The organism is Zemynaea arenosa (assembly GCF_004614185.1).
Taxonomy (GTDB): domain Bacteria; phylum Pseudomonadota; class Gammaproteobacteria; order Burkholderiales; family Burkholderiaceae_D; genus Telluria; species Telluria arenosa.
This window is the reverse complement of sequence record NZ_SPVF01000106.1, coordinates 61,255-80,195: the sequence shown is the minus strand read 5'-3', so window position 1 is coordinate 80,195 and position 18,941 is coordinate 61,255. Positions and strand designations below refer to the sequence as shown.

Here is an 18,941-nt window from a genome sequence, read left to right as displayed (position 1 = left end):
GGAAGACGCCATCCGCCAGCGCCGCGAGCCGGACTGGGCACCTTGCCTCGCCACCTTCGCCGCCGCACTGGCGCAGCTGGCCGATGCCGAGCACTTGCTGCCGCCCGAACCATCCCCCACGGAGCAGTCCCACGGGACGGCACCCCCACCTCCCGAGGGGGAGCTGCGGACCGCGCTGGCGCATTTACTCATCCTCCTCCAGAATAACAACCTGAAGGCGGGCGCCGCTTTCCAGGCCCTGCGTCCGCACCTGGCCCAGGCCGCACCGGAGCTGGTGGCGGCGCTGGCCGAGGCCATCGACACGCTGGGATTCGCGCACGCAGCCACACTGGTGGAGGATCTTTTGAATCGAAAGGACAGTGCATGAGTTGGACCGATATCGCGCGCAACGGCCGCATTCTCATCGTTGACGACGCGATGGAAAACATCCAGGTTCTCAACCAGGCACTGGAAGCGGAGCACGACGTCCTGTTCGCGATGAACGGGGCCAGGGCGATCGACATCGCCCATAACCAGCGGCCCGACGTGATCCTGCTGGACGCGATGATGCCGGACATGGACGGCTACGCGGTCTGCCAGGCCCTGCGCACGTCCTCCGTGACCAGCAACATCCCGATCATCTTCGTCACCTCCCTGTTTTCGCCGGAGGACGAAACGCGCGCACTCGATGCCGGTGCCGCGGACTTCATCACCAAGCCGGTCAACGCCGCCGTCGTGCGCGCGCGGGTGCGCACCCAGCTCACCGTCAAGCGCCAGAGCGACGTGCTGCGCGAGCTGACGCTGACCGATGGCCTGACCGGGGTCTCGAACCGGCGCGGCTTCGACGAGGCGCTGGAGCGGGAATGGCGCCGCTCCGCGCGTGCGGGCACCCCGCTGTCGCTGCTGCTGATCGATATCGACTTCTTCAAGCGCTATAACGACGAGTATGGACACCAGGCCGGCGACACCTGTCTGCAGGAGGTGGCCGCCGCCATGCGCCGCGCCGCCGCCCGTCCGCAGGACGTGGTGGCGCGCTACGGCGGCGAGGAGTTCGCGGTGCTGCTGACCGATGGCCCGCCGGGCGCCGAGACGGTGGCCCGCAAGCTGATCGAGCAGGTCGACCTGCTGGCCATTCCGCACGCGAAGTCCGACGCCAAGCCGTTCGTCAGCGTCAGCATCGGCATCGCGGCCCAGGTGCCGGAGGGGCCGGACGGCGCGGGAGAACTGATCCGGCGCGCGGACGCGCAGCTCTACCGCGCCAAAGCGCAGGGGCGCAACCGCTACTGCATGGATGAATGACTCGAGTAATCCGCGTGGGCGATGAAGCGCTGCAGGTGGTGGTCCGAGTCGCCCAGCGTCAGTTCGATCATTGTCAGGCGCTTGAAATAGTGCGCTGCGGGCAGCTCGTTGGTGACGCCCATGCCGCCATGCAGCTGGATCGCCTGCTGGCCCACGAAGCGGATCGCCTGCCCCACGCGGTACTTGGCCGCGGAGACCGCGCGGCGGCGCTCTTCCACATTCTCTGAAGCCAGTTTCACCGCGGCGAGCAGCGCCATCGAACGAGCCTGCTCCAGGTGGATGTACATGTCCGCCATGCGGTGCTGGAGCGCCTGGAATTTCCCGATCGGGACGCCGAACTGCTGGCGTGTCTTCAGGTATTCAAGCGTAGCGTCAAAAAGCGCCTGCAGGGCGCCGATGGCTTCCGCGCACAGCAGGCCAGCGCCGTAGTCGAGCGCCGCGTCGAGCACGGCCCACCCCTGGCCCGCCGGGCCGATCAGGTGCGCCGCCGGGACGTTCACGTCTTTCAGGAGAATGTCCGCGGCCCGCTGTCCGTCGACGGTGCGGTACTGCGTGATGTGCACGCCCTGGGCATCGGCCGGGACCACAAACAGCGAGATGCCATCGGTCTCGCTTTGGCCGCCATGGCTGCGCGCGGAGACGATCAGCATTCCGGCCTGTGCTCCGTGGATCACGACGCTCTTGCGGCCATTGAGCACGTACCCGTCGCCCTCCGCAATGGCCGTGGTGGCGATGTCGCGCATGTCGTGCCGCGCCTGCGGCTCACCCAATGCGCAGGCCAGCCGCAGCTCCCCGGCCGCCACTTGCGCCAGCAGGTCCGCATGCGCGCCGCCCAGCTGCAGGCAGTGCGCGCCCAGCACCGTGGCCAGGTAAGGCTCCACGACCAGTGCACGCCCCAGCTCCTGCATCACGACATACAGGTCGACCGCGCTGCCATTGAAGCCGCCCTGCTCTTCCGGCACCGGCAACGCGGTCATGCCCAGTTCCACCAGCGTGGCCCAGGCCTCGTCCGAACCCCCGGCCTCGGACAGCACGATCTTCTGGCGCGTCTCGAATGCGTAATCCTTCGCAGCCCAGCGCTTGAGGGCGTCGGCAAACTGCTGCTGCTCTTCGGTGAATTGAAAGTCCATGCCGTGTCCTCGCTTACAGGCCCAGGATCATCTGGGTGATGATGTTCCGCTGGATCTCGTTGGAGCCGCCGTAGATCGACGTCTTGCGGAAGTTGAAGTAGTGCGACGCGAGCGGCGCTTCGTCATCGGCACCGGTGATGGCGTGCTCCGTCCCGCCTTCCAGGTAGACCGGGTCGAACGGCAGCGCCAGCGGGCCCGCCGCTTCCATCGCCAGTTCGGTGAGGCGCTGCTGGATATCGGTGCCGCGCACCTTGAGGACGGAGGCCTCGGGGCCGGGCGCCTTGTGTTCCTGGGCCAGTACGCGCAGCACGGTCATCTCCAGCGCCATCAGCTCGATCTCCAGTTCCGCGACCTTGGCGGCGAACAGCGGGTCCTCCAGCAGCGGGCGGCCGTTCTTGCGCTGCTTGCGCGCGAGCGCCTTCAGCCTGGGCAGCTCGCGCTTGGAGCGGCCGACGGCGGCGATGCCGGTGCGCTCGTGGCCGAGCAGGTACTTGGCATAGGTCCAGCCGCGGTTCTCCTGGCCGATCAGGTTCTGCACCGGCACCTTCACGTTGTCGAAGAAGACTTCGTTCACCTCGTGGTCTTCGTCCAGCATGATGATGGGGCGCACCGTGATGCCGGGCGTCTTCATGTCGATCAGCAGGAACGAGATGCCCTCCTGCTTGCGCACCGTGGGGTCGGTGCGCACCAGGCAGAAGATCATGTCGGCATGCTGCGCCAGCGTGGTCCAGGTCTTCTGGCCGTTGACGACGTAGTGGTCGCCCTCGCGGCGGGCGCTGGTCTTGAGCGAAGCGAGGTCCGAGCCCGCACCGGGTTCCGAGTAGCCCTGGCACCACCAGTCGTCGCAGGCGAGAATGCGCGGCAGGTAGTACGCCTTCTGGGCCTCGTTCCCGAATGCCATGATCACCGGGGCCACCATGTTCACACCGAACGGCATGATGGGCGGCGTGCCCGCGCGCGCGCATTCCTCGTCAAAGATGTGGCGCTGCACGGGCGTCCAGCCCGGCCCGCCGTATTCCGCCGGCCAGTTCGGTGCGACCCAGCCCTGCTGGTTGAGGATCCGGTGCCAGCGGACGTAATCGTCCTTTGTCAGGCGCAAGTGGCGGCGCACCTTGTGCTGCAGGTCCGCGGGCAGGTGCGCGGCCAGGAAGGTGCGCACCTCATCGCGAAAGGCCAGCTCCGTGGGGCTGTAGTTCAGGTCCATGCTGTCTCCTAAGCTTGCGTCGCGCCTTAAAAAGCACGGTCGTTCGCAAAGGATTCTAACCCAAATCCGGCGTGCTGCGGTCCTGACAACGAACGAAAAAAAGCCGCGTCACGGGACGCGGCTTTCGTAGGAGCGGGGACGCTCAGTTGCCCCTGGTCGGCGGCAGGTACGGCGCGACCTTGGTCGCCAGGCGGGTGTCCGTCTTGAGCAGGGACACCTCGTCGGCCAGGATGTGGGCGGCTTCGTTCAACAGGATGTCCTTGGCGTCCTTGGCGCGCTTTTCGGCGGCCAGTTCGGCGGCCAGCGAGCGCTCGTCACCCTGCAGGCCATCGTCGGTGCGCGGCAGGCGCACGGCCACGGCCTTGGTGGTCTGAGCGGCCGGCTTGGCGGTCGGCGGCGCCTTCACCTTCGGATCGCCCCCCTCGACCGGCGCATCCTTCGGCGGGACTGGCATCTGCGTGAACAGGTGCTGCTCGCGCAGCTTGGCGCGCGCCTCCTGCTGGTCGCGCTCCTTGCGGCGCACAGCCTCGTTCAGCGAGATGGTCTTGTCGTTGAGGTGCTTGCGCATCTCGGCCACGTCGTCCTCGAGGAACTGGTAGTCCTTGTCCTTGGCCACGCGGAGGTCGTGCTTCTTCTGCAGCGGCGCGAGGATGGCCTTGATGTCGCCCAGCGGGATGAACGGTGCCGGCTTGACGGTGGTGTACGGCAGCGCGTTTTCGAAGCTGGACTCGCCAAAGTTCTCCGAATCCGACATCACCGGCAGCTTGATATCCGGCGTCACCCCACGCAGCTGCGTGGTGCCGCCATTGATGCGGAAGAACTGCGCGATGGTCATCTTCAGTTCGCCCAGCCGCTGCTTGTCGTTGGCCGCGAAGCGGTCCAGCGGCACCAGGGTCTGCACCGTGCCCTTGCCGAAGCTCGGCTCGCCGATGATGATGCCGCGGCCATAGTCCTGGATCGCGGCCGCGAAAATCTCGGAGGCCGAGGCCGAACCACGGTTGATCAGCACGCCCATCGGACCGTCCCAGGCCAGGCCGGGCTGGGTGTCGTTCTCGATATCGACCTTGCCGTCGCTGGAACGCTGCATCACCACCGGGCCCTTGTCGATGAACAGGCCGGTCAGCTCGACCGCCTCCGTCAGCGAGCCGCCGCCGTTGTTGCGCAGGTCGATCAGGACGTTGTCCACCTTGTCCTTCTTGAGCTCGCCCAGCAGGCGGGCCACGTCGCGGGTCGCGCTCTTGAAGTCGCGCTCGCCGCGGCGGCGGGCGTCGAAGTCCTGGTAGAAGCCTGGCAGCGTGATCACGCCGACGCGGCGCTTCTGGCCGCCGGCATCCTTGGTCTCGATGATCGTCTTCTTGGCGGACTGCTCCTCCATGCTGACCTTCTTGCGCACCAGCGAGATGGTCATGTGCTTGCCGTCCGGACCCGCGTCGGCGGGCAGGACGTCCAGCTTCACCACGGAATCCTTGGCGCCGCGGATCTTCTCGACCACGTCGTCGATGCGCCAGCCCATCACGTCCACGAACTGGCCGTCACCCTGGGCCACGCCGAGGATGCGGTCGCCCACCTTGAGCTTGCCCGACACCGACGCCGGACCGCCCGGCACGATCTCGCGCACCACGGTGTAGTCGTCGCGCGACTGCAGGATGGCGCCGATGCCCTCCACGGACAGGCGCATCTGGATGTCGAAGTTCTCGGCCGAGCGCGGGCCGAAGTAGTTGGTGTGCGGCTCGATCGACATCGCGTACGCGTTCATGAACATCTGGAACACGTCCTCGTTGTTGAGCTTCTTGAGGCGGTTGATCGAGTTCTCATAGCGCTTGTCGAGCGTCTCACGGATGGCCTTGTCGTCCTTGCCGGCGAGCTTCAGGCGCAGCCAGTCGTTCTTGACGCGGCGGCGCCACAGGTCCTTGGCTTCGTCATCGGTCTTGAGCCACGGGGCCTTCTCGCGATCGATCGGATAGGTTTCGTCGGCGGTGAAGTCGAACTTACCCTTGAGCAGCTCGCGCGCATAGCTCAGGCGCTCGTCGTAGCGGGTCTGGTAGACGCTGTAAATCTGGAACGGCAGGGCCAGGTTCTCGTTGTTGATCGCATCGTCGAACTTGCCGCGCACGGCGTTGAACTGATCGATGTCCGACTGCAGGAAGAACAGCTTGTCCGCATCCAGCGTCTTGAAGTAGCGGTCGAAAATCTTCTCGCTCATCTGGTCGTCGAGCGGGACCGCCTTGTAGTGATAGCGCGCGAGCACACGAGAAGCCCACAGCGCCGCCTGGGTCTGGGCCGCGGTCGGCTTGAGCACCGACGGGGCCGATTTTTCCGGCTGGCCAATGGCAAAATGGGCCGACATGCCAACCGCGAGGGCAACCACCAACAACTTCTTCTTCATTCGATTCTCCGGCGTGGATTGTGACCTTCTATCTGCGGGCAGCTCCACACATTCCAAGCCCAGCGATGCGGCTCATTCTACAGCAACGGGCCAGCAATACGAGCACGCCTTTACCGTCGATTACAAATGGAAGCCGGGGTGCTTAAGCCAGGCGTAAGCCCCGGCACCACAGGCGATAACAAGCAGATAAGGCCAGGAGCGCAGCGCCAGTTTCCAGTCGACAGGAGATGGCCAGAACGACAGGAACAGCGGGCCCAGCAGGAAGGTCAGGCCGACATCCAGGGGCGCGAAATGCCAGGATGCAAAACGGGTGCGGTACCAGGCCACCGCGATTGGAATCGCCAGCAGCCCCAGCGGCGCCAGTGCCGCCGGGGCGGCGTTGTACCAGCGCAGGTTGTTGAGCCGGACTTCGCCCAGCCGCCAGGTGTTGCCATTGCGTTTGGGAATAATCGTGAGCCCGACCGGCTGGGCATTGGTCACCAGCCCGACGAAGAAGTGGGCCAGTTCGTGGCAGATGGTGCCCGATGCGAGAAAGATGAAGAAAGCCGGGCTGGCCCGGCTGAGGATATGCATGAGCACGGCCATCGCCATCGACGGCACGAGGTAGAGCAGCATGCCGCTGTGCTGGCACAGCCAGGCACCGGCAACTGAGCTGCAGCTGATGCCGTGCATGGCCGGCGGCTCAGCCCGTGTAGAAGCAGCGCCCGCAGGCTTGGCGGTAGGCTTCGTTACCGCCGATCGAGACCTGCTCGCCTTCGCGGATGCGCTCGCCCTTTTCGTCGACCCGGATGTTCATGGTCGCTTTCTTGCCGCAGGTGCAGATGTTCTTGATTTCCTCGATGTCATCGGCCAGCGCGAGCAGATAGGCCGACCCGGGGAAAGGCTCACCGCGGAAGTCGCTGCGCAGGCCATAGCAGATGACCGGCACGCCGCGCACCTGGGCCAGCTGGTGCAGCTGGCTCACTTGCTGGGGCGACAGGAATTGCGCCTCATCCACCAGCACGCACGACACGCTGGGAACGCTGTCGAGGAAGTTGGTGTCCTTGTCGAAGAGATCGACCTCGCGCTGGGGACCCAACCGGGAGGTGACCACGCCAACACCGTAGCGGTCGTCGATGGCTGCCGTGTACAGCTTGACCTTCTGGCCCTGCTCTTCGTAGTTGTGGGCGACCTGCAGCAGTGCGGTCGATTTGCCGGCGTTCATCGCCGAATACCTGAAATAGAGTTTTGCCACGGCCCTGACCTGCGAAAAACGAGTGGCGGGGATTATAGCTTGCCGGAAGGGGGTAACGCAGGGAAAAAGCCGCGTCCGGGAAGGTGGACGCGGCATCAAACACGGATCAGCCGCGGCGGCGCCGCGCCGTCCAGCCCAGCGATAACAGTCCCGCCAGCAGCATCGCGTACTCCGCGGGCTCAGGTACGGCCTGGACCTGGCCCAGCGTGAAGTTATTGGCCGTGTTCCAGACCGGGCCGGTGGCGGAGACGCTTTCCATGCTCAGCGACACCAGGCCGCGGGTGGACGAGAAACCGACGAAGCTGTTCACCCCGCTGTTGCTGATGGTGAAGTCCGCGCTATCGACACCGTCGCTGGCGTGCACGATCACGGTCGAGCCTTCCACCCACTGCCCGGCGATGTCGGAACCGAAGAAAAAGCCGCCTGCCGCCGTCACGCCCGGCATGAAGCCGTTGAAGAGGATCGTGTCGGTCGCACGGTTGGTGGACAGCCAGCCATCCCCCGCCCCGCCCGCGCCATACAGCTGCGAGCCGGGCGCGGATGCCGTGTAGCTGTAGCTGCCGGCCGTGCGGCTGAGCGATTCGGGCAGCAGATCAATGCTCAGGTCGTTGAAAGTATCGACCCCGCGGTTGCCCACGGCCGCATTGAAAGCAGCCTGGCTGGTGTAGGTGGTGATGTCGGCCTGCGCGGCCGCCGCGGCCGACAGCAGGACGGCAGCGGTGAGAGCTTTGATTTGGATTGATTTCACGATCACACTCCTGATAGGTGGACTGGAGAACCGGGCACAGCCCTTCCAGTACATATCAGGAGTGCAACTCTTTCAATTTGAACACGCGCTGGGCTTGAGATAGCGCGCGTCGGGAAACTATACGCCCGCCCTCGTCACTGGCCGGGGTGGTAGCTGCGCTCCAGCTGCTTGGCGATGTCGTCCTTGTAGAACAGCACGTCCTTGAACTGGCCCTTGCTGTACATCTCGGCCTGGTCGTTGAAGTGCGGCGACTCCGGGTGCCCGCTCTCCCCGCCCGCCAGCACACTCTTGGCCTTGATGCGTGGACCGAACTCGACCACCGCGACGAAACTGTTGCCCCGGTCGCCGTAGATGCGCTTGGTCTTCTGCGGCGCCGACATGCCGAACGAGGCCAGCGAGCCCCAGGTCGCGGACGCGAACCCGACCGGGATGCTCGGTTTGCTGTCGTCGTACTGCAGGTCGACGGCGCCGGACAGGCGCTGGAAGCGGTTGATCTCGCCCCATGGCGTCTTCCAGCTGCCGAAGTCCGTGGTCAGCCTGGCCGTCGCGCTGGCCAGCGCATCGAGCCGTTCTTCCGGCGTGGCACGGGTGGTGATGTAGTCGATGGCCGGGATCTCGGCGGCGCGCGCCGCCTTGGAGGCATGCGCCAGCATCTCCTGGCCCCAATACACGGCCAGCGAGGTCGGCACCGAATCGACGCCGAAGCGCAGGTCCCAGCCGCGCAGCATCTGCACCTGCTCGGCGAGCTGCGGCTTGCGCGGGTCGGACGCGGGCAGCGCGTCGTAGTCCTTCAACAGCGCGGGCACCAGCGGTTCAAACGCTGTGAGGTAGCTGTCGTAGGCCTTGGCGATCAGGCCATCGAGCGTCAGCTCACGCGCACCGGACAGCACGCGCAGCGCGTGCTTGCCGCGCGGGTTCTCCGGCAAGGACCACATGTAGGCCGCATAGTCGGACTGTTTCGGGCTGTTGGGCCCTGCCGCCGTGAACGGCCAGTTGTTGGTGTTCTGCACCCAGCCGTTGGCGGGATTGAAGAGGCGGATGGTGTCCTTCACCGGATGCAGGCCTTGCCACTCGGTGGCCGGGTTGCTGCCGTCGACCGGATGCTTCCAGTCGAATTTCAGATCCCGCCTGGGGATGAAATTCCCGTGGAAGTAGGCGATGTTTCCGTCCGCGTCCGCATACACAGTGTTGTTGGACGAGTTGGTGCGGATGTCCATCACCTTCAGGAAGCCCGCGTAGTTGCGCGCCTTGGTGCGTAGATAGGACTGCTGCAGCGCGTGCATCGGATCATTCATCAGCCGCACGCTGATCCACTTGCCGTCCGCCTGGCGCACCACCGGGCCATGCTGGGTGGAGTACGCGGTGACCGTGCGCGTGGCCATGGTCCCATCCTTGGCCTTGTAGGGCAGCTGGATGGCGACCGCTTTCATCGGCTTCTCGCCGCTGCCGTACTTGTAGAAGTACTTGCCATTGCGTTCGGTGACCGTCTCCAGGTACTCGTCGATCACGTCCCCACCGCCGGAGGTGTGCATCCAGCCCACCCGCTCGTTGAAGCCCTGGTAGACAAAGAACTGGCCCCAGGTGACCGCACCGTAGGCGTTCAGCCCTTCCTCGCTGACCACGTGGATCTCGGGCCGGAAGTAGAACGAGGTGTGCGGGTTGATGAGCAGGAGCGCGTGCCCGTCCTTGGTCAACTTGGGCGCGATGGCGAAGCCGTTGGAACCGCGCGGCTCCGTCTCTGGCGGCACGAAAGCCACCGCCTGCGCGGGCACCGGCAGCTTCGCGTAGAACTGCTCCAGCTGCTTGAGGTTCACCGATTCGATGTCGCCACCGATCGAGCCTTCGCTGAAGGCGAGCGCCATCCACGGCTCGAAGTGCGTGATCAGCTTCGGCTTGACCTCCGGGTGGGTGTGCAGATAGAAGTTCAGGCCATCGGCAAAGGAGACCATCAGCTTTTGCAGCCACGCGGGGCTGCGCGCGTACTGCGCCTTCAGCTCCACCGGATCGATGAAGAGCTTCATGCGCAGGTCGCGCCAGATCTCGCCCTCGCCTTCCACCTCGGCCAGGCGTCCGATCGCGTTGATGTAATTGAGTTCGACGCGGTTGAAGTCATCCTCGGCCTGCGCGTAGAGCATGCCGAACACCGCGTCCGCATCCGTCTTGCCGAAGACGTGCGGGATGCCCCACTTGTCGCGCATGATGGTCACGCGCTGGGCGGTCTGCTGCCAGCGCTGCAGCTCGGCGGAGGCCTGCGGCTGCGCCTTCGCGGCCGCAGCGGATGCCGGTGCCGCCACCACGGGAGCCGCTGCCAGCGCAGCGAAAGTCATCATCATGGACACTGCGAGGCGGGTCGGCTGCATGGGGTCTCCTTAGTTTTTGGCTGCCAGTTGTTCTTTGAGTTCGGTGTTCTCGACGGTCAGGTCGATCACCTTCTGCCGCAGTACCGCGACCTGGGCGCGCAGCGTAATCAGTTCATTGTCCGAGCCGCGCGTGGGCGGGCCGTCCGGCACATCGGCGGGTGGCGCCTTCGGTTCGCGCGGCGCGCGCGTGGCCAGCTTCTGCTCGCGCACCTGCTTGGCCAGCTGCTGCAGCTCCTTCTTCCCGCCCGCGACGGCGGCGGCCTGCACTTCCTTCGGCAGCGCGGCCACGTTGGCGGCGGCGTTGATGGAGATGGCGCCCTGGCGCACGGCCTGCACCAGCTCAGGGCTGGCGTCCTTGCGGATCCGTTCGATCTGGCTGATGGTGGCGGAGGAGACGCGGGCTTCGCGCGCCAGCTCCTCCTTCTTGATCACGGGCTTGGGGATCTCGTTCTCGCCTTCCCACGGCGGCGTACTGCCATCCGTGGTGTCGGCTGGCGGCGCGGCGGGCGGCGGGGGTGCCGCGCGGCTGGTGATCAGTTCCTTCTTGCGCAGCGCGAGCACGCCGCGCTGATAGTCGGACACGCTGCGGCGCGCGAGGTGGTTATCGATCATCCACAGCATCACCTCCTCGATGGAGGTGAAGCGGGTGTTCTGGACGGTCTTGAATTCGATCCCGTGCTTGGTGCAGATATCGTACCGGTTATGGCCGTCGATCAGGATGTCGTTCCACAGCACCAGCGCATCGCGGCAGCCTTCGGCCAGCAGGCTGCGCTCGAGGGCCGCGTATTCGGTGGGCGTGAGGGGATCGACAAAGGAACGCAGTTCCTCATGGATGGTGATGTTCAATTGCTTGTCCTTGGTTCTGCCGGGCTGCATCCTACACCAAAGCAGCCCCGCGCCCAAGAGTCAGGCCAGCACGCGCCGCAGGCGGTGGCCGGGTACAGACAGGTAGTCGATTTCCTGGGGATTCACCTGCACGACCTGATGCTCGTCCACCGGCAGGCGCACCAGGCCGACCGTGGTGTCGTCCCACCCGGCCAAGGCTTCGACCACTGGCAGCAGAGCTGCATCGTCATGCATCCACGCCGACCGCCGGAAACCGCTGGCGCACTGCCACACGGTCTCGGTGGCGTTGGCGAAGAAGTTTTGCGTGTGCTGGTCCGAGTAGCGCGTGTCCGCGGAGGCCGCGCCGGGCCACAGGACTTCGGCCACGGCGCGCTGGGCCTCATTCAACTGGTCCAGCTCCGGCAAGTCGCCGGCATACAGTTTCTCGACCGTCTCCCAGAATGCGTCTTCCGGAAAAACACCCGGCCCTGGCTCGTAGCGCCCCGCCTCCGGTCCACTCTCCTCGCCCTGTTCACTGGAGAAGAACAGATCGGACAAGGACGTCAGCCGCAGCACGATCACCCGGTTATCGAGGCTGTCGAAGACCGACCATGCGTGCCCGCGCTCCGCCTCCTGGCGCATGCGCTCGCGGGTGGCATGGGAGATCGGCACCAGCAGGGGCTGGCCGTGCGTGAAGTGCAGCGTCACCTCGCCGAAATAGGTAGATTCAGCGCTCGAGCCGCGCGCGACGTGCAGCGCCATGGGCGCGGCTTCGCCCTGCAGCACCGTGGCGCTGACATCCAGCGCCAGCGCCAGACGGTCGAGCGCCGCGGGTGGGATCGGCTCCGCGCCGCTCTCCCAGCGGTGCAGCGCGCCCTGCCCGACCGCGGCCACCAGCGCCAGGGCCCGCTGGGTATAGCCGGCTCGCAGCCGGGCCATGCGCAGCGGAGTCATGGCCGGGCTCCCGGGCACGTCGCGTGGAGAATGGTAGAGGTCATCATGCGGCTCATTCTAAGGGCCATATTCTCGCGCACGGTTCAATTGTTAAAACGCGGATTTGGCGTGGCATCGGCGCGGATTTTGACGCTGTGGCAAGATGGCCGCCTTGTGTCACTCGCATCACATGAAAGATGGAAGGGAAGAAGCATGGCCGATCAAAACAACTACGTTCCGCCCAAGGTTTGGGTGCCCGCCGCGTCCGGCGGCACGTTCGCCAACATCAACCGCCCGGTGGCCGGGCCCACCCACGAGAAAGAGCTGCCGGTCGGCAAGCACCCGCTGCAGCTGTATTCGCTGGCCACGCCAAATGGCGTCAAGGTCACGATCATGCTGGAGGAGCTACTGGCGCTCGGCCATGCGGGCGCCGAGTATGACGCCTGGCTCATCAAGATCAACGACGGGGAGCAGTTCTCCAGCGGGTTCGTGGACATCAACCCGAACTCCAAGATTCCCGCCCTGCTGGACCGCAGCGGCACCGAGCCGGTGCGGGTGTTCGAGTCGGGGTCGATTCTGGTCTACCTGGCCGAGAAGTTCGGCGCCTTCCTGCCGACGGAGCTGAAGGCCCGCACCGAGACCTTCAACTGGCTGTTCTGGCAGATGGGGTCCGCGCCCTTCGTGGGCGGCGGATTCGGCCACTTTTACGCGTACGCGCCCGAGAAGATCGAGTACGCAATCAACCGCTACGCCATGGAAGCCAAGCGCCAGCTCGACGTGCTGGACCGCCAGCTCGCGCAGCACCGCTTTGTGGCAGGGGACGAGTACACCATCGCGGACATGGCGATCTGGCCGTGGTACGGCGGGCTGGTACGCGAGAACATCTACGAAGCGGCCGAATTCCTGTCCGTCCACGAGTACAAGAACGTCAAGCGCTGGGCCGACGAAGTGGGCGCCCGCCCGGCCGTGATCCGCGGCCGCAAGGTCAACCGCGTGCGCGGCAAGCCGGAGGAACAGGTGCCGGAGCGGCACGACGCGACAGACTTGGACTGAAGGGCGGGTGCGCTGGTCAACCGTAGGAACCAGGGAGCCCTTGGAGCACGGGCCCATTGCGGTTCGTTAGCCAGCGTACGAACTGGGCTGCACACGCTCGGTTAGGATTGTCCTGGACAATCGAGGAGACAGCAATGGACTCTATTAACCGCAACCAGCCCGAACAGAATGTTGAGAACCTGACGGGCCGCGCAGCCGTCGAGAAACTGGCCGAATTGGCAAAACAGGCGGAAACCTGTTTTTTCTGCACCGCCGGCGACAGCGCGCGCCCCATGAACGTGCGCGAAGTCGATGAACAGGGAAATTTATGGTTTCTCAGTGCCAGCGATAGCCGCAAGAATCAGGAACTGGCCGCCAATCCCGAGGTGCGCCTGTTCTTCCAAGGCTCGCCTCATGCGCACTTCTTGACGCTTGCGGGACGAGCCAGCGTTTCACGCGATCAGGACAAGATCGATAAGCTGTGGAGCTTCGCGCTCAAGACTTGGTTCACCGAGGGCAAAGACGATCCGCGTATCACCGTGATCAAATTCGAACCGGCGCATGGCTACTATTGGGACAACAAACACGGAGCTGCGGTGGCTGGAATCAAGATTCTGCTGGGCGCTGCCCTCGGCAAGACTTTGGATGATTCCATCGAGGGAACCCTACGAGCCTGACGGGAGCGTGGCTTGACCGGCTTGCGATGCTTCGGCTTCGCAGACCGACTTATGCGGAACGGCCGGAGAATCACTCTCATCTGCTGGAACCTGCATGAATGCTGGTGCCCGGAGCGAGGATCGAACTCGCACGCCATTGCTGGCACGGGATTTTAAGTCCCGGGTGTCTACCAGTTTCACCATCCGGGCGGGGCGCGCAATTCTAGCATGCGGCTGAGCAGTGGGCCATCCACCGGAGCTCACCCCGCAACGCGCAGCCCCCCTCCTCCCGCCGCGCTGCGATCAGCGGCGGCGCAACGCCAACAAGCCCGCCAGGCCCACGCCAAGCAGCAGCACGCTGGCCGGTTCCGGCACCGCCTGCCGTGCGGGCTCCTCCGCTTGGACACGCGAAGGCACAAGCGTCTGCGGCGCCACATAGGCACTGGCGCTCAAGCCTACGGAGCCCGAACCGCCACCTGCCATGCCCGCGATATCGGCCGCCGTGTAATAGCCGCTGTACTTGCCATCAGCCGCGCTGGGCGTGAGGAACGCATCCGCCGTCAGGCCCTTGCCGGAGAAGGTGTACACCGACGTCATGCCGCCAATGAAGCGGTTGGCATTCGCGCGCGGACCGATGAAGTCGATGTCGAACAGGCCCGCCTTGATGGCATTGCTGCCGTTGGTGTACACGTCATCCGTCACCACCCAGCCCGCGTACCCGCTGACCCATTGATAGCTCAGGTCCGCCAGGCTGGTGTTCACGTTGAACAGCCAGTTGCTGACATATTCGCCGGTGGCCAGGCCGGTGCCGGCATGGACCAGATGATTGGCCAGCGTGAGCTGGACCTTGTTGGCACCCGCATCGGCAATGGTGGCCGTCAGCCACGGGCTCACGTCGGTGACCCCGGGCGCCGAGCCGTTGATCGGTGCGGACAGGTTGAAGGTAATGACCGACGCGGACGCGCCAGTCGACATGGCCACCAGCGTGGCAAACAGAATCTTGTGCATGGAATGAATCAGATGATGAGAGAGGCACCGTGGGCACGCAGCCCACGGTGCGATGAAGTACGGATCAGTGGTCGGACACCGGCGCCGGTGGCACCAGTTTGAACTGCGGCATGGACTCATCGTGGCGGGACAGGTGCACGAACGGCGCCAGCGTCGAGAACGTCCACTGCCAGCGTCCGCAGCGCAGGAACACCGCACTGCCCAGCAGTACCGCCCCCAGCTTGCCGTGCGATGCGCGCGAGCCCGGATTGAATGCCGAAATCCGGCTCATGGTCCAGCGCACGCCGTGCGCATGCCAGCGCAGGTTGGCCTCCTCCCACAGCCGGGCAAACGTGAACCCGAGCTGGTTACCGCCGAAGACCGCCACGTCGAAGTCCCACACCGCCGCCGGCGTCGCAGGCACATAGCGCGCCCGCACTTCGTCCTCGGTCCAGGGACCAGGCGAATACCACAGGAAGCCGGACATGTCCTCGCCCCGGTAGGCGGCGAGGCAATGGGCTCCCTGCGCAAAACGGCTATGGATGACGGACGTCGGCCGCCCGTGCGGCGCCTCGGCCACTTCCAGTCCCGCGCTACGCACCGCGATGCTGCGCCCGCGCCCGCCCCCGAGCGGCCGGGTGTGCACAGGCTGGGCCACCAGCCGGTATTTGTAGAGCATGATTCGGCCAGCGCTCGCGCGGGCCAGCAATCCGGAAACGAAATACAGGATGCCGTCCAGGAATCCCAGCTGGCGAATGGTCAGACGCAGGCTGGCGATCATGGCTGCACCGTCCCGTCAGTACGGTCAGCGTACAGATGCAGTGTCACGAGAGTGTCCCCAACAGACTAGAGCAGATGTGTGCAGCGATCAGCAATCGCTGCCTGGACCATCAGACGTTCTGCGAGGTTGGGGCGGGCCGGCTGGTTGGTGTTTCTTGGCCGCGGGTTGGGGCGGCATGGACTTATTTTACACAACTTGTTATTACACAGCATTAAAAATGTTGTCGGTGCAATACAACACTTTCTTCACATACAGACGTGGGGAGCCTGGAATGTTAACAAACCCACCATGCTATGATCCGCCGTTTCCACCCGAGCTCACCTCCATGATCCAGTTCGAGGCCCTGGCCAAGCGCTATGGCAGCTACGATGCGGTCAAGCCGCTCACCCTCACCGTCCCGCGCGGCGAAATGTTCGGTTTTCTCGGCCCCAACGGCGCAGGCAAGACCACCACCATCCGCATGATGATGGGCATTCTGGTACCGAGTTCCGGCCGCGTCCTGATCGATGGCCTGGACTGCCAGCAGGATGCCGCCGCCGTCAAGCAGCGCGTCGGCTACCTGCCGGACAACCCCGTGTTCTACGACTTCCTGCGCGGCCGCGAGATCCTGCAGTTCGTCGCCGAGATGCATGGCTTCAGCCGCCGCGAGGCCCGCGAGCGCAGCGCCCAGATGCTGGCGCATTGGGGCCTGGACGACGTCAGCGAGGAATTCGCCGTCAACTATTCGATGGGCATGAAGAAGAAGCTGGGCCTGGCCTGCGCCATGATCCACGACCCGGCGGTCCTGATCCTCGATGAACCGATCAACGGTCTCGATCCGCGCGCCTCGCGCGACGTGCAGGAACGCCTGATCGCCGCCGCGGCGGGCGGCAAGACCATCTTCGTCTCCACCCACCTGCTGGACATGGCCGAGAAGATGTGCGACCGCGTCGGCATCATCCACCGCGGCGCGCTGGCCGCCACCGGCACGCTGGACGAGATCCGCGCGCAGCTGGCCGCCTCGGGTTCGCTGGAAGACGTGTTCCTGATGCTGACCGACGACACCGACGAGACCACGCCGTGACCCCGGCCTCGACCCTGCGCGCCGTCTGGCTGCTGTCGGCGTTGCGCCTGCGCCGCATCGGCAACATGTTCGGGAATGTCACATGGCGCAAGGCGCCGCCGTCCAAGCCGCGCACCGCCACGCCCGCGCGGCGCCGCTTCGGCATCGTGCTGTCGGTGGTGATGGCCGCGATCATGGTCTTCGCGTACTCGAACATGGAGCATGAGGCGCTGCTGAATATCCTGTGCTACCTGGACCCATCGCACGATCTGGCGCGACCCGAGGACGACGCCATCGTGCGTGGCCTGGCCTTCACCACGCCCACGCTGCTCGGCGCCACCCTGCAAATGGCGCTGCTGCTGTTCGTCAGCCTGCTGCTGCCACTGGGCAGCCGCGAACTCGCGCAGCCGGACTGGGACCTGGAGTGGCTGGCCACCCTGCCCTTGCGGCGCGGCCCGCTGCTCTGTGCGCGCGTGCTGGAACGTACGGTGGCCAATCCCACCGGAGTCCTCGCCCTCGGTATCCCCTGCATCGCGCTGGCGTGGTTCGATGGCTACCGCTGGCTCGCGCCCCTGCTCGGGTCCGCGGCCGCGCTTTGCCTGCTCGCGATCGCGGCCCAGCTGCGCACCCTGGCCGATACCGGCTTGCGCATCGCACTCGCGCCCTCGCAGCTGCGCAACGTGCAGGCCATCTGCGCGATGGGCTCCATCCCGGCCATGTACATGGGGATGGCGTTCGGCATGGCGCACCCCAACAGCTTTGTCTTCAGCGCCGCGCGCGCGGTGCCGGAATGGGCGCTCTGGACGCCGCCCGGCCTCGCGGTACGCGCCCTGGCGCCCGCGTCCGGCGCCAGCGGGACCGGCGTGTACTGGGTGCTGCTGCTGGCCCAGACGCTGTTGATCCTCCTGGCCGGCATGGCCCTGCTGCGCTGGCAGCTGCGCAACGGCGTGGTGGCCACCAGTTCGCGCGAATCGAGCCGCCACCGCACCAGCGCCACCGTCGAACAGGATGCGCCGCTGGCGAAGCTGATGCCGCGCTCTCCGCTGATCCGCCGCGAACTGCGCCTGCTGTCCCGCGACCGTAACTTCATGCTGCAAAGCCTGTTCATGCCGGTGCTGATCATCGGGACGCAGATGTTCTTCAACGGGTCCCTGTCCGGCATCGGCAAGCTGGGAGCCGATCCCGGCCTGCTCGCGGTGACGGCCTTCGGCCTGGGCACCTACATGCTGATGCTGTCCGCCTTCCAGACGCTGAATAACGAAGGCCACGCACTCTGGATGCTGTACACCTTCCCGGTAGCGCTGGAGCGGGTGCTCAAGCAGAAGGCCATGCTGTGGGCGGGCTTTGCCGCGCTCTACCCGCTCGCGGTGTTCGGCTTTGGCCTCGCCACCTCCGCGCACTGGGACGCCGCGCTGGTCAGCCGCATCGTGCTGGTGCTGGCCGCGATTCCGGTCTTCGCGGCCATCGCGGTGGCGCTGGGCGTGTTCGCGTGCGACCCGCTGGCGCAGGATATCCGCACCCGCGTCCGCCCCAGCTATGTTTACCTCTACATGATGCTGAGCGCCATGTACGGCTATGCCATCTACGGCGAAGCGTGGCATGCGCGGCTCGCTTTGATCGTGCTGGTCGCGGGCCTGGCGCAGGCGCTGTGGCAGAAGGCGCGCGACGAACTGCCCTACCTGCTCGATCCGGCCGCCGCGCCGCCCGCGCGGGTTTCGACCGCCGACGGACTGATGGCGGCGATGGCCTTCTTCGTCGGCCAGGCATTCCTCGCCTGGCTCGCGGTCACGGACTGGAAGCTGGCGCTGGGCCAGGCGCTGCTCATCGCGTTCGCGGGTGCGGGGATCGTGGTGTATGCGCTGGTGCGCTTCATCTACTGGCGCAGCAAGACAGCGGACGTACCCAGGCTGGTGCAGGCCAACCTCGGCGCCTGCCTGGGCTGGGGTACTGGCCTCGGCGTGGTGGCGACCGCATTCGGGCTGGCCTACCTGTGGGCGCTCAATCACTCACCGCTGGCCGCGGAACTGCAGGATGCGGCAGCCAGCGGCTTGCGCGTCGGCGTGCTGTGGATGGTGCCACTGGCGGTGGTCGCCGCGCCGCTGTGCGAGGAGTTCATCTTCCGCGGCCTGATCTTCGGTGGCCTGCGGCGCTCGCTCAGGCCAGCGGCGGCGATGGCGCTATCGGCTGCGCTATTTGCGGTGGTGCACCCGCCGCTGTCGATGCTGCCAGTGTTCGTGCTGGGCCTCGGAACGGCGCTGGCTTACGCCCGCACCGGTGCGCTGCTGGCACCCATGCTGGTTCACGCGATCTACAACGCGGCGCTGGTGGCGGTGCAAAGCCACTGA

At 65.7% G+C, this 18,941-nt stretch carries 17 protein-coding genes and 1 tRNA gene; 6 read left to right on the top strand and 12 right to left on the bottom strand.

Annotation, left to right across the window (positions count from 1 at the left end):
* Window positions 1-367 (top strand): hypothetical protein (locus E4L96_RS23595; protein ID WP_167758633.1); only part of this gene is annotated, 367 nt, incomplete at its 5' end.
* Entirely contained in the window at window positions 364-1,278 is a 915-nt protein-coding gene (locus tag E4L96_RS08040) for a diguanylate cyclase domain-containing protein (protein WP_135206690.1), read from the top strand. The genes E4L96_RS23595 and E4L96_RS08040, both read left to right, overlap by 4 nt.
* Here the strand turns inward: E4L96_RS08040 and E4L96_RS08035 are convergent.
* The 9 genes from E4L96_RS08035 to E4L96_RS07995 form a co-directional block, all read right to left on the bottom strand.
* Complete coding sequence (locus tag E4L96_RS08035) at window positions 1,260-2,408, bottom strand: acyl-CoA dehydrogenase family protein (protein ID WP_135206689.1); 1,149 nt, start codon at window positions 2,406-2,408, stop codon at window positions 1,260-1,262. The genes E4L96_RS08040 and E4L96_RS08035 overlap by 19 nt on opposite strands.
* 13 nt (window positions 2,409-2,421) lie before the next feature.
* A complete protein-coding gene (locus tag E4L96_RS08030) occupies window positions 2,422-3,612 on the bottom strand; it encodes an acyl-CoA dehydrogenase family protein (protein WP_135206688.1) in 1,191 nt (396 codons plus the stop codon).
* A gap of 142 nt (window positions 3,613-3,754) precedes the next feature.
* A complete protein-coding gene (locus tag E4L96_RS08025; protein ID WP_135206687.1) occupies window positions 3,755-5,998 on the bottom strand; it encodes a carboxy terminal-processing peptidase in 2,244 nt (747 codons plus the stop codon).
* Window positions 5,999-6,118: 120 nt separating this feature from the next.
* Window positions 6,119-6,613 (bottom strand): hypothetical protein, encoded by a 495-nt coding sequence (locus tag E4L96_RS08020; RefSeq protein ID WP_229414306.1) that lies wholly within the window; start codon window positions 6,611-6,613, stop codon window positions 6,119-6,121.
* Between the two features lie 67 nt (window positions 6,614-6,680).
* Complete coding sequence (locus E4L96_RS08015) at window positions 6,681-7,232, bottom strand: thymidine kinase (protein ID WP_181017599.1); 552 nt, start codon at window positions 7,230-7,232, stop codon at window positions 6,681-6,683.
* A gap of 106 nt (window positions 7,233-7,338) precedes the next feature.
* On the bottom strand, window positions 7,339-7,980 hold the full coding sequence (locus E4L96_RS24290; RefSeq protein ID WP_167758632.1) for a PEP-CTERM sorting domain-containing protein: 642 nt from the start codon (window positions 7,978-7,980) through the stop codon (window positions 7,339-7,341).
* Window positions 7,981-8,114: 134 nt separating this feature from the next.
* Complete coding sequence (locus tag E4L96_RS08005) at window positions 8,115-10,340, bottom strand: acylase (protein ID WP_229414305.1); 2,226 nt, start codon at window positions 10,338-10,340, stop codon at window positions 8,115-8,117.
* Between the two features lie 9 nt (window positions 10,341-10,349).
* Window positions 10,350-11,186 carry a hypothetical protein gene (locus E4L96_RS08000; protein WP_135206683.1) on the bottom strand — a complete coding sequence of 279 codons (837 nt, stop codon included), beginning with the start codon at window positions 11,184-11,186 and terminating at the stop codon, window positions 10,350-10,352.
* Window positions 11,187-11,246: 60 nt separating this feature from the next.
* Window positions 11,247-12,119, bottom strand: coding sequence for a helix-turn-helix domain-containing protein (locus E4L96_RS07995; protein ID WP_135206682.1), 873 nt, complete (start codon window positions 12,117-12,119; stop codon window positions 11,247-11,249).
* A 192-nt stretch (window positions 12,120-12,311) separates the two neighbouring features.
* Between E4L96_RS07995 and yghU the strand changes: the two genes are divergently transcribed.
* Both yghU and E4L96_RS07985 read left to right on the top strand, forming a co-directional pair.
* Window positions 12,312-13,151, top strand: coding sequence for a glutathione-dependent disulfide-bond oxidoreductase (gene yghU / locus E4L96_RS07990; RefSeq protein ID WP_135206681.1), 840 nt, complete (start codon window positions 12,312-12,314; stop codon window positions 13,149-13,151).
* A gap of 134 nt (window positions 13,152-13,285) precedes the next feature.
* Window positions 13,286-13,807: a pyridoxamine 5'-phosphate oxidase family protein gene (locus E4L96_RS07985; RefSeq protein WP_135206680.1), complete on the top strand. Its 522-nt coding sequence runs from the start codon at window positions 13,286-13,288 to the stop codon at window positions 13,805-13,807.
* A gap of 102 nt (window positions 13,808-13,909) precedes the next feature.
* On the opposite strand, the gene E4L96_RS07980 is transcribed toward E4L96_RS07985, so the two are convergent.
* From E4L96_RS07980 to E4L96_RS07970, 3 genes are all read right to left on the bottom strand, one after another.
* Window positions 13,910-13,996, bottom strand: a tRNA-Leu gene (locus tag E4L96_RS07980).
* 93 nt (window positions 13,997-14,089) lie between these two features.
* Entirely contained in the window at window positions 14,090-14,794 is a 705-nt protein-coding gene (locus E4L96_RS07975; protein ID WP_167758631.1) for a PEP-CTERM sorting domain-containing protein, read from the bottom strand.
* A 64-nt stretch (window positions 14,795-14,858) separates the two neighbouring features.
* On the bottom strand, window positions 14,859-15,554 hold the full coding sequence (locus E4L96_RS07970; RefSeq protein WP_135206678.1) for a hypothetical protein: 696 nt from the start codon (window positions 15,552-15,554) through the stop codon (window positions 14,859-14,861).
* A 325-nt stretch (window positions 15,555-15,879) separates the two neighbouring features.
* On the opposite strand from E4L96_RS07970, the gene E4L96_RS07965 reads away from it, so the two are divergent.
* Together E4L96_RS07965 and E4L96_RS07960 are read left to right on the top strand one after the other, a co-directional pair.
* Window positions 15,880-16,617, top strand: coding sequence for an ABC transporter ATP-binding protein (locus tag E4L96_RS07965; protein ID WP_135206677.1), 738 nt, complete (start codon window positions 15,880-15,882; stop codon window positions 16,615-16,617).
* Window positions 16,614-18,941: a type II CAAX endopeptidase family protein gene (locus tag E4L96_RS07960; RefSeq protein ID WP_229414303.1), complete on the top strand. Its 2,328-nt coding sequence runs from the start codon at window positions 16,614-16,616 to the stop codon at window positions 18,939-18,941. Before E4L96_RS07965 ends, E4L96_RS07960 begins: the two co-directional genes overlap by 4 nt.

Coding starts and splice junctions, on each gene's coding strand:
- E4L96_RS08040 (WP_135206690.1), top strand. CDS start 364: ATGAGTTGGACCGATATCGCGCGCAACGGCCGCATTCTCATCGTTGAC.
- E4L96_RS08035 (WP_135206689.1), bottom strand. CDS start 2,408: ATGGACTTTCAATTCACCGAAGAGCAGCAGCAGTTTGCCGACGCCCTC.
- E4L96_RS07975 (WP_167758631.1), bottom strand. CDS start 14,794: ATGCACAAGATTCTGTTTGCCACGCTGGTGGCCATGTCGACTGGCGCG.
- E4L96_RS08030 (WP_135206688.1), bottom strand. CDS start 3,612: ATGGACCTGAACTACAGCCCCACGGAGCTGGCCTTTCGCGATGAGGTG.
- E4L96_RS08020 (WP_229414306.1), bottom strand. CDS start 6,613: ATGCTGCTCTACCTCGTGCCGTCGATGGCGATGGCCGTGCTCATGCAT.
- E4L96_RS07995 (WP_135206682.1), bottom strand. CDS start 12,119: ATGACTCCGCTGCGCATGGCCCGGCTGCGAGCCGGCTATACCCAGCGG.
- E4L96_RS07965 (WP_135206677.1), top strand. CDS start 15,880: ATGATCCAGTTCGAGGCCCTGGCCAAGCGCTATGGCAGCTACGATGCG.
- E4L96_RS08005 (WP_229414305.1), bottom strand. CDS start 10,340: ATGCAGCCGACCCGCCTCGCAGTGTCCATGATGATGACTTTCGCTGCG.
- E4L96_RS07985 (WP_135206680.1), top strand. CDS start 13,286: ATGGACTCTATTAACCGCAACCAGCCCGAACAGAATGTTGAGAACCTG.
- E4L96_RS08025 (WP_135206687.1), bottom strand. CDS start 5,998: ATGAAGAAGAAGTTGTTGGTGGTTGCCCTCGCGGTTGGCATGTCGGCC.
- E4L96_RS07970 (WP_135206678.1), bottom strand. CDS start 15,554: ATGATCGCCAGCCTGCGTCTGACCATTCGCCAGCTGGGATTCCTGGAC.
- yghU (WP_135206681.1), top strand. CDS start 12,312: ATGGCCGATCAAAACAACTACGTTCCGCCCAAGGTTTGGGTGCCCGCC.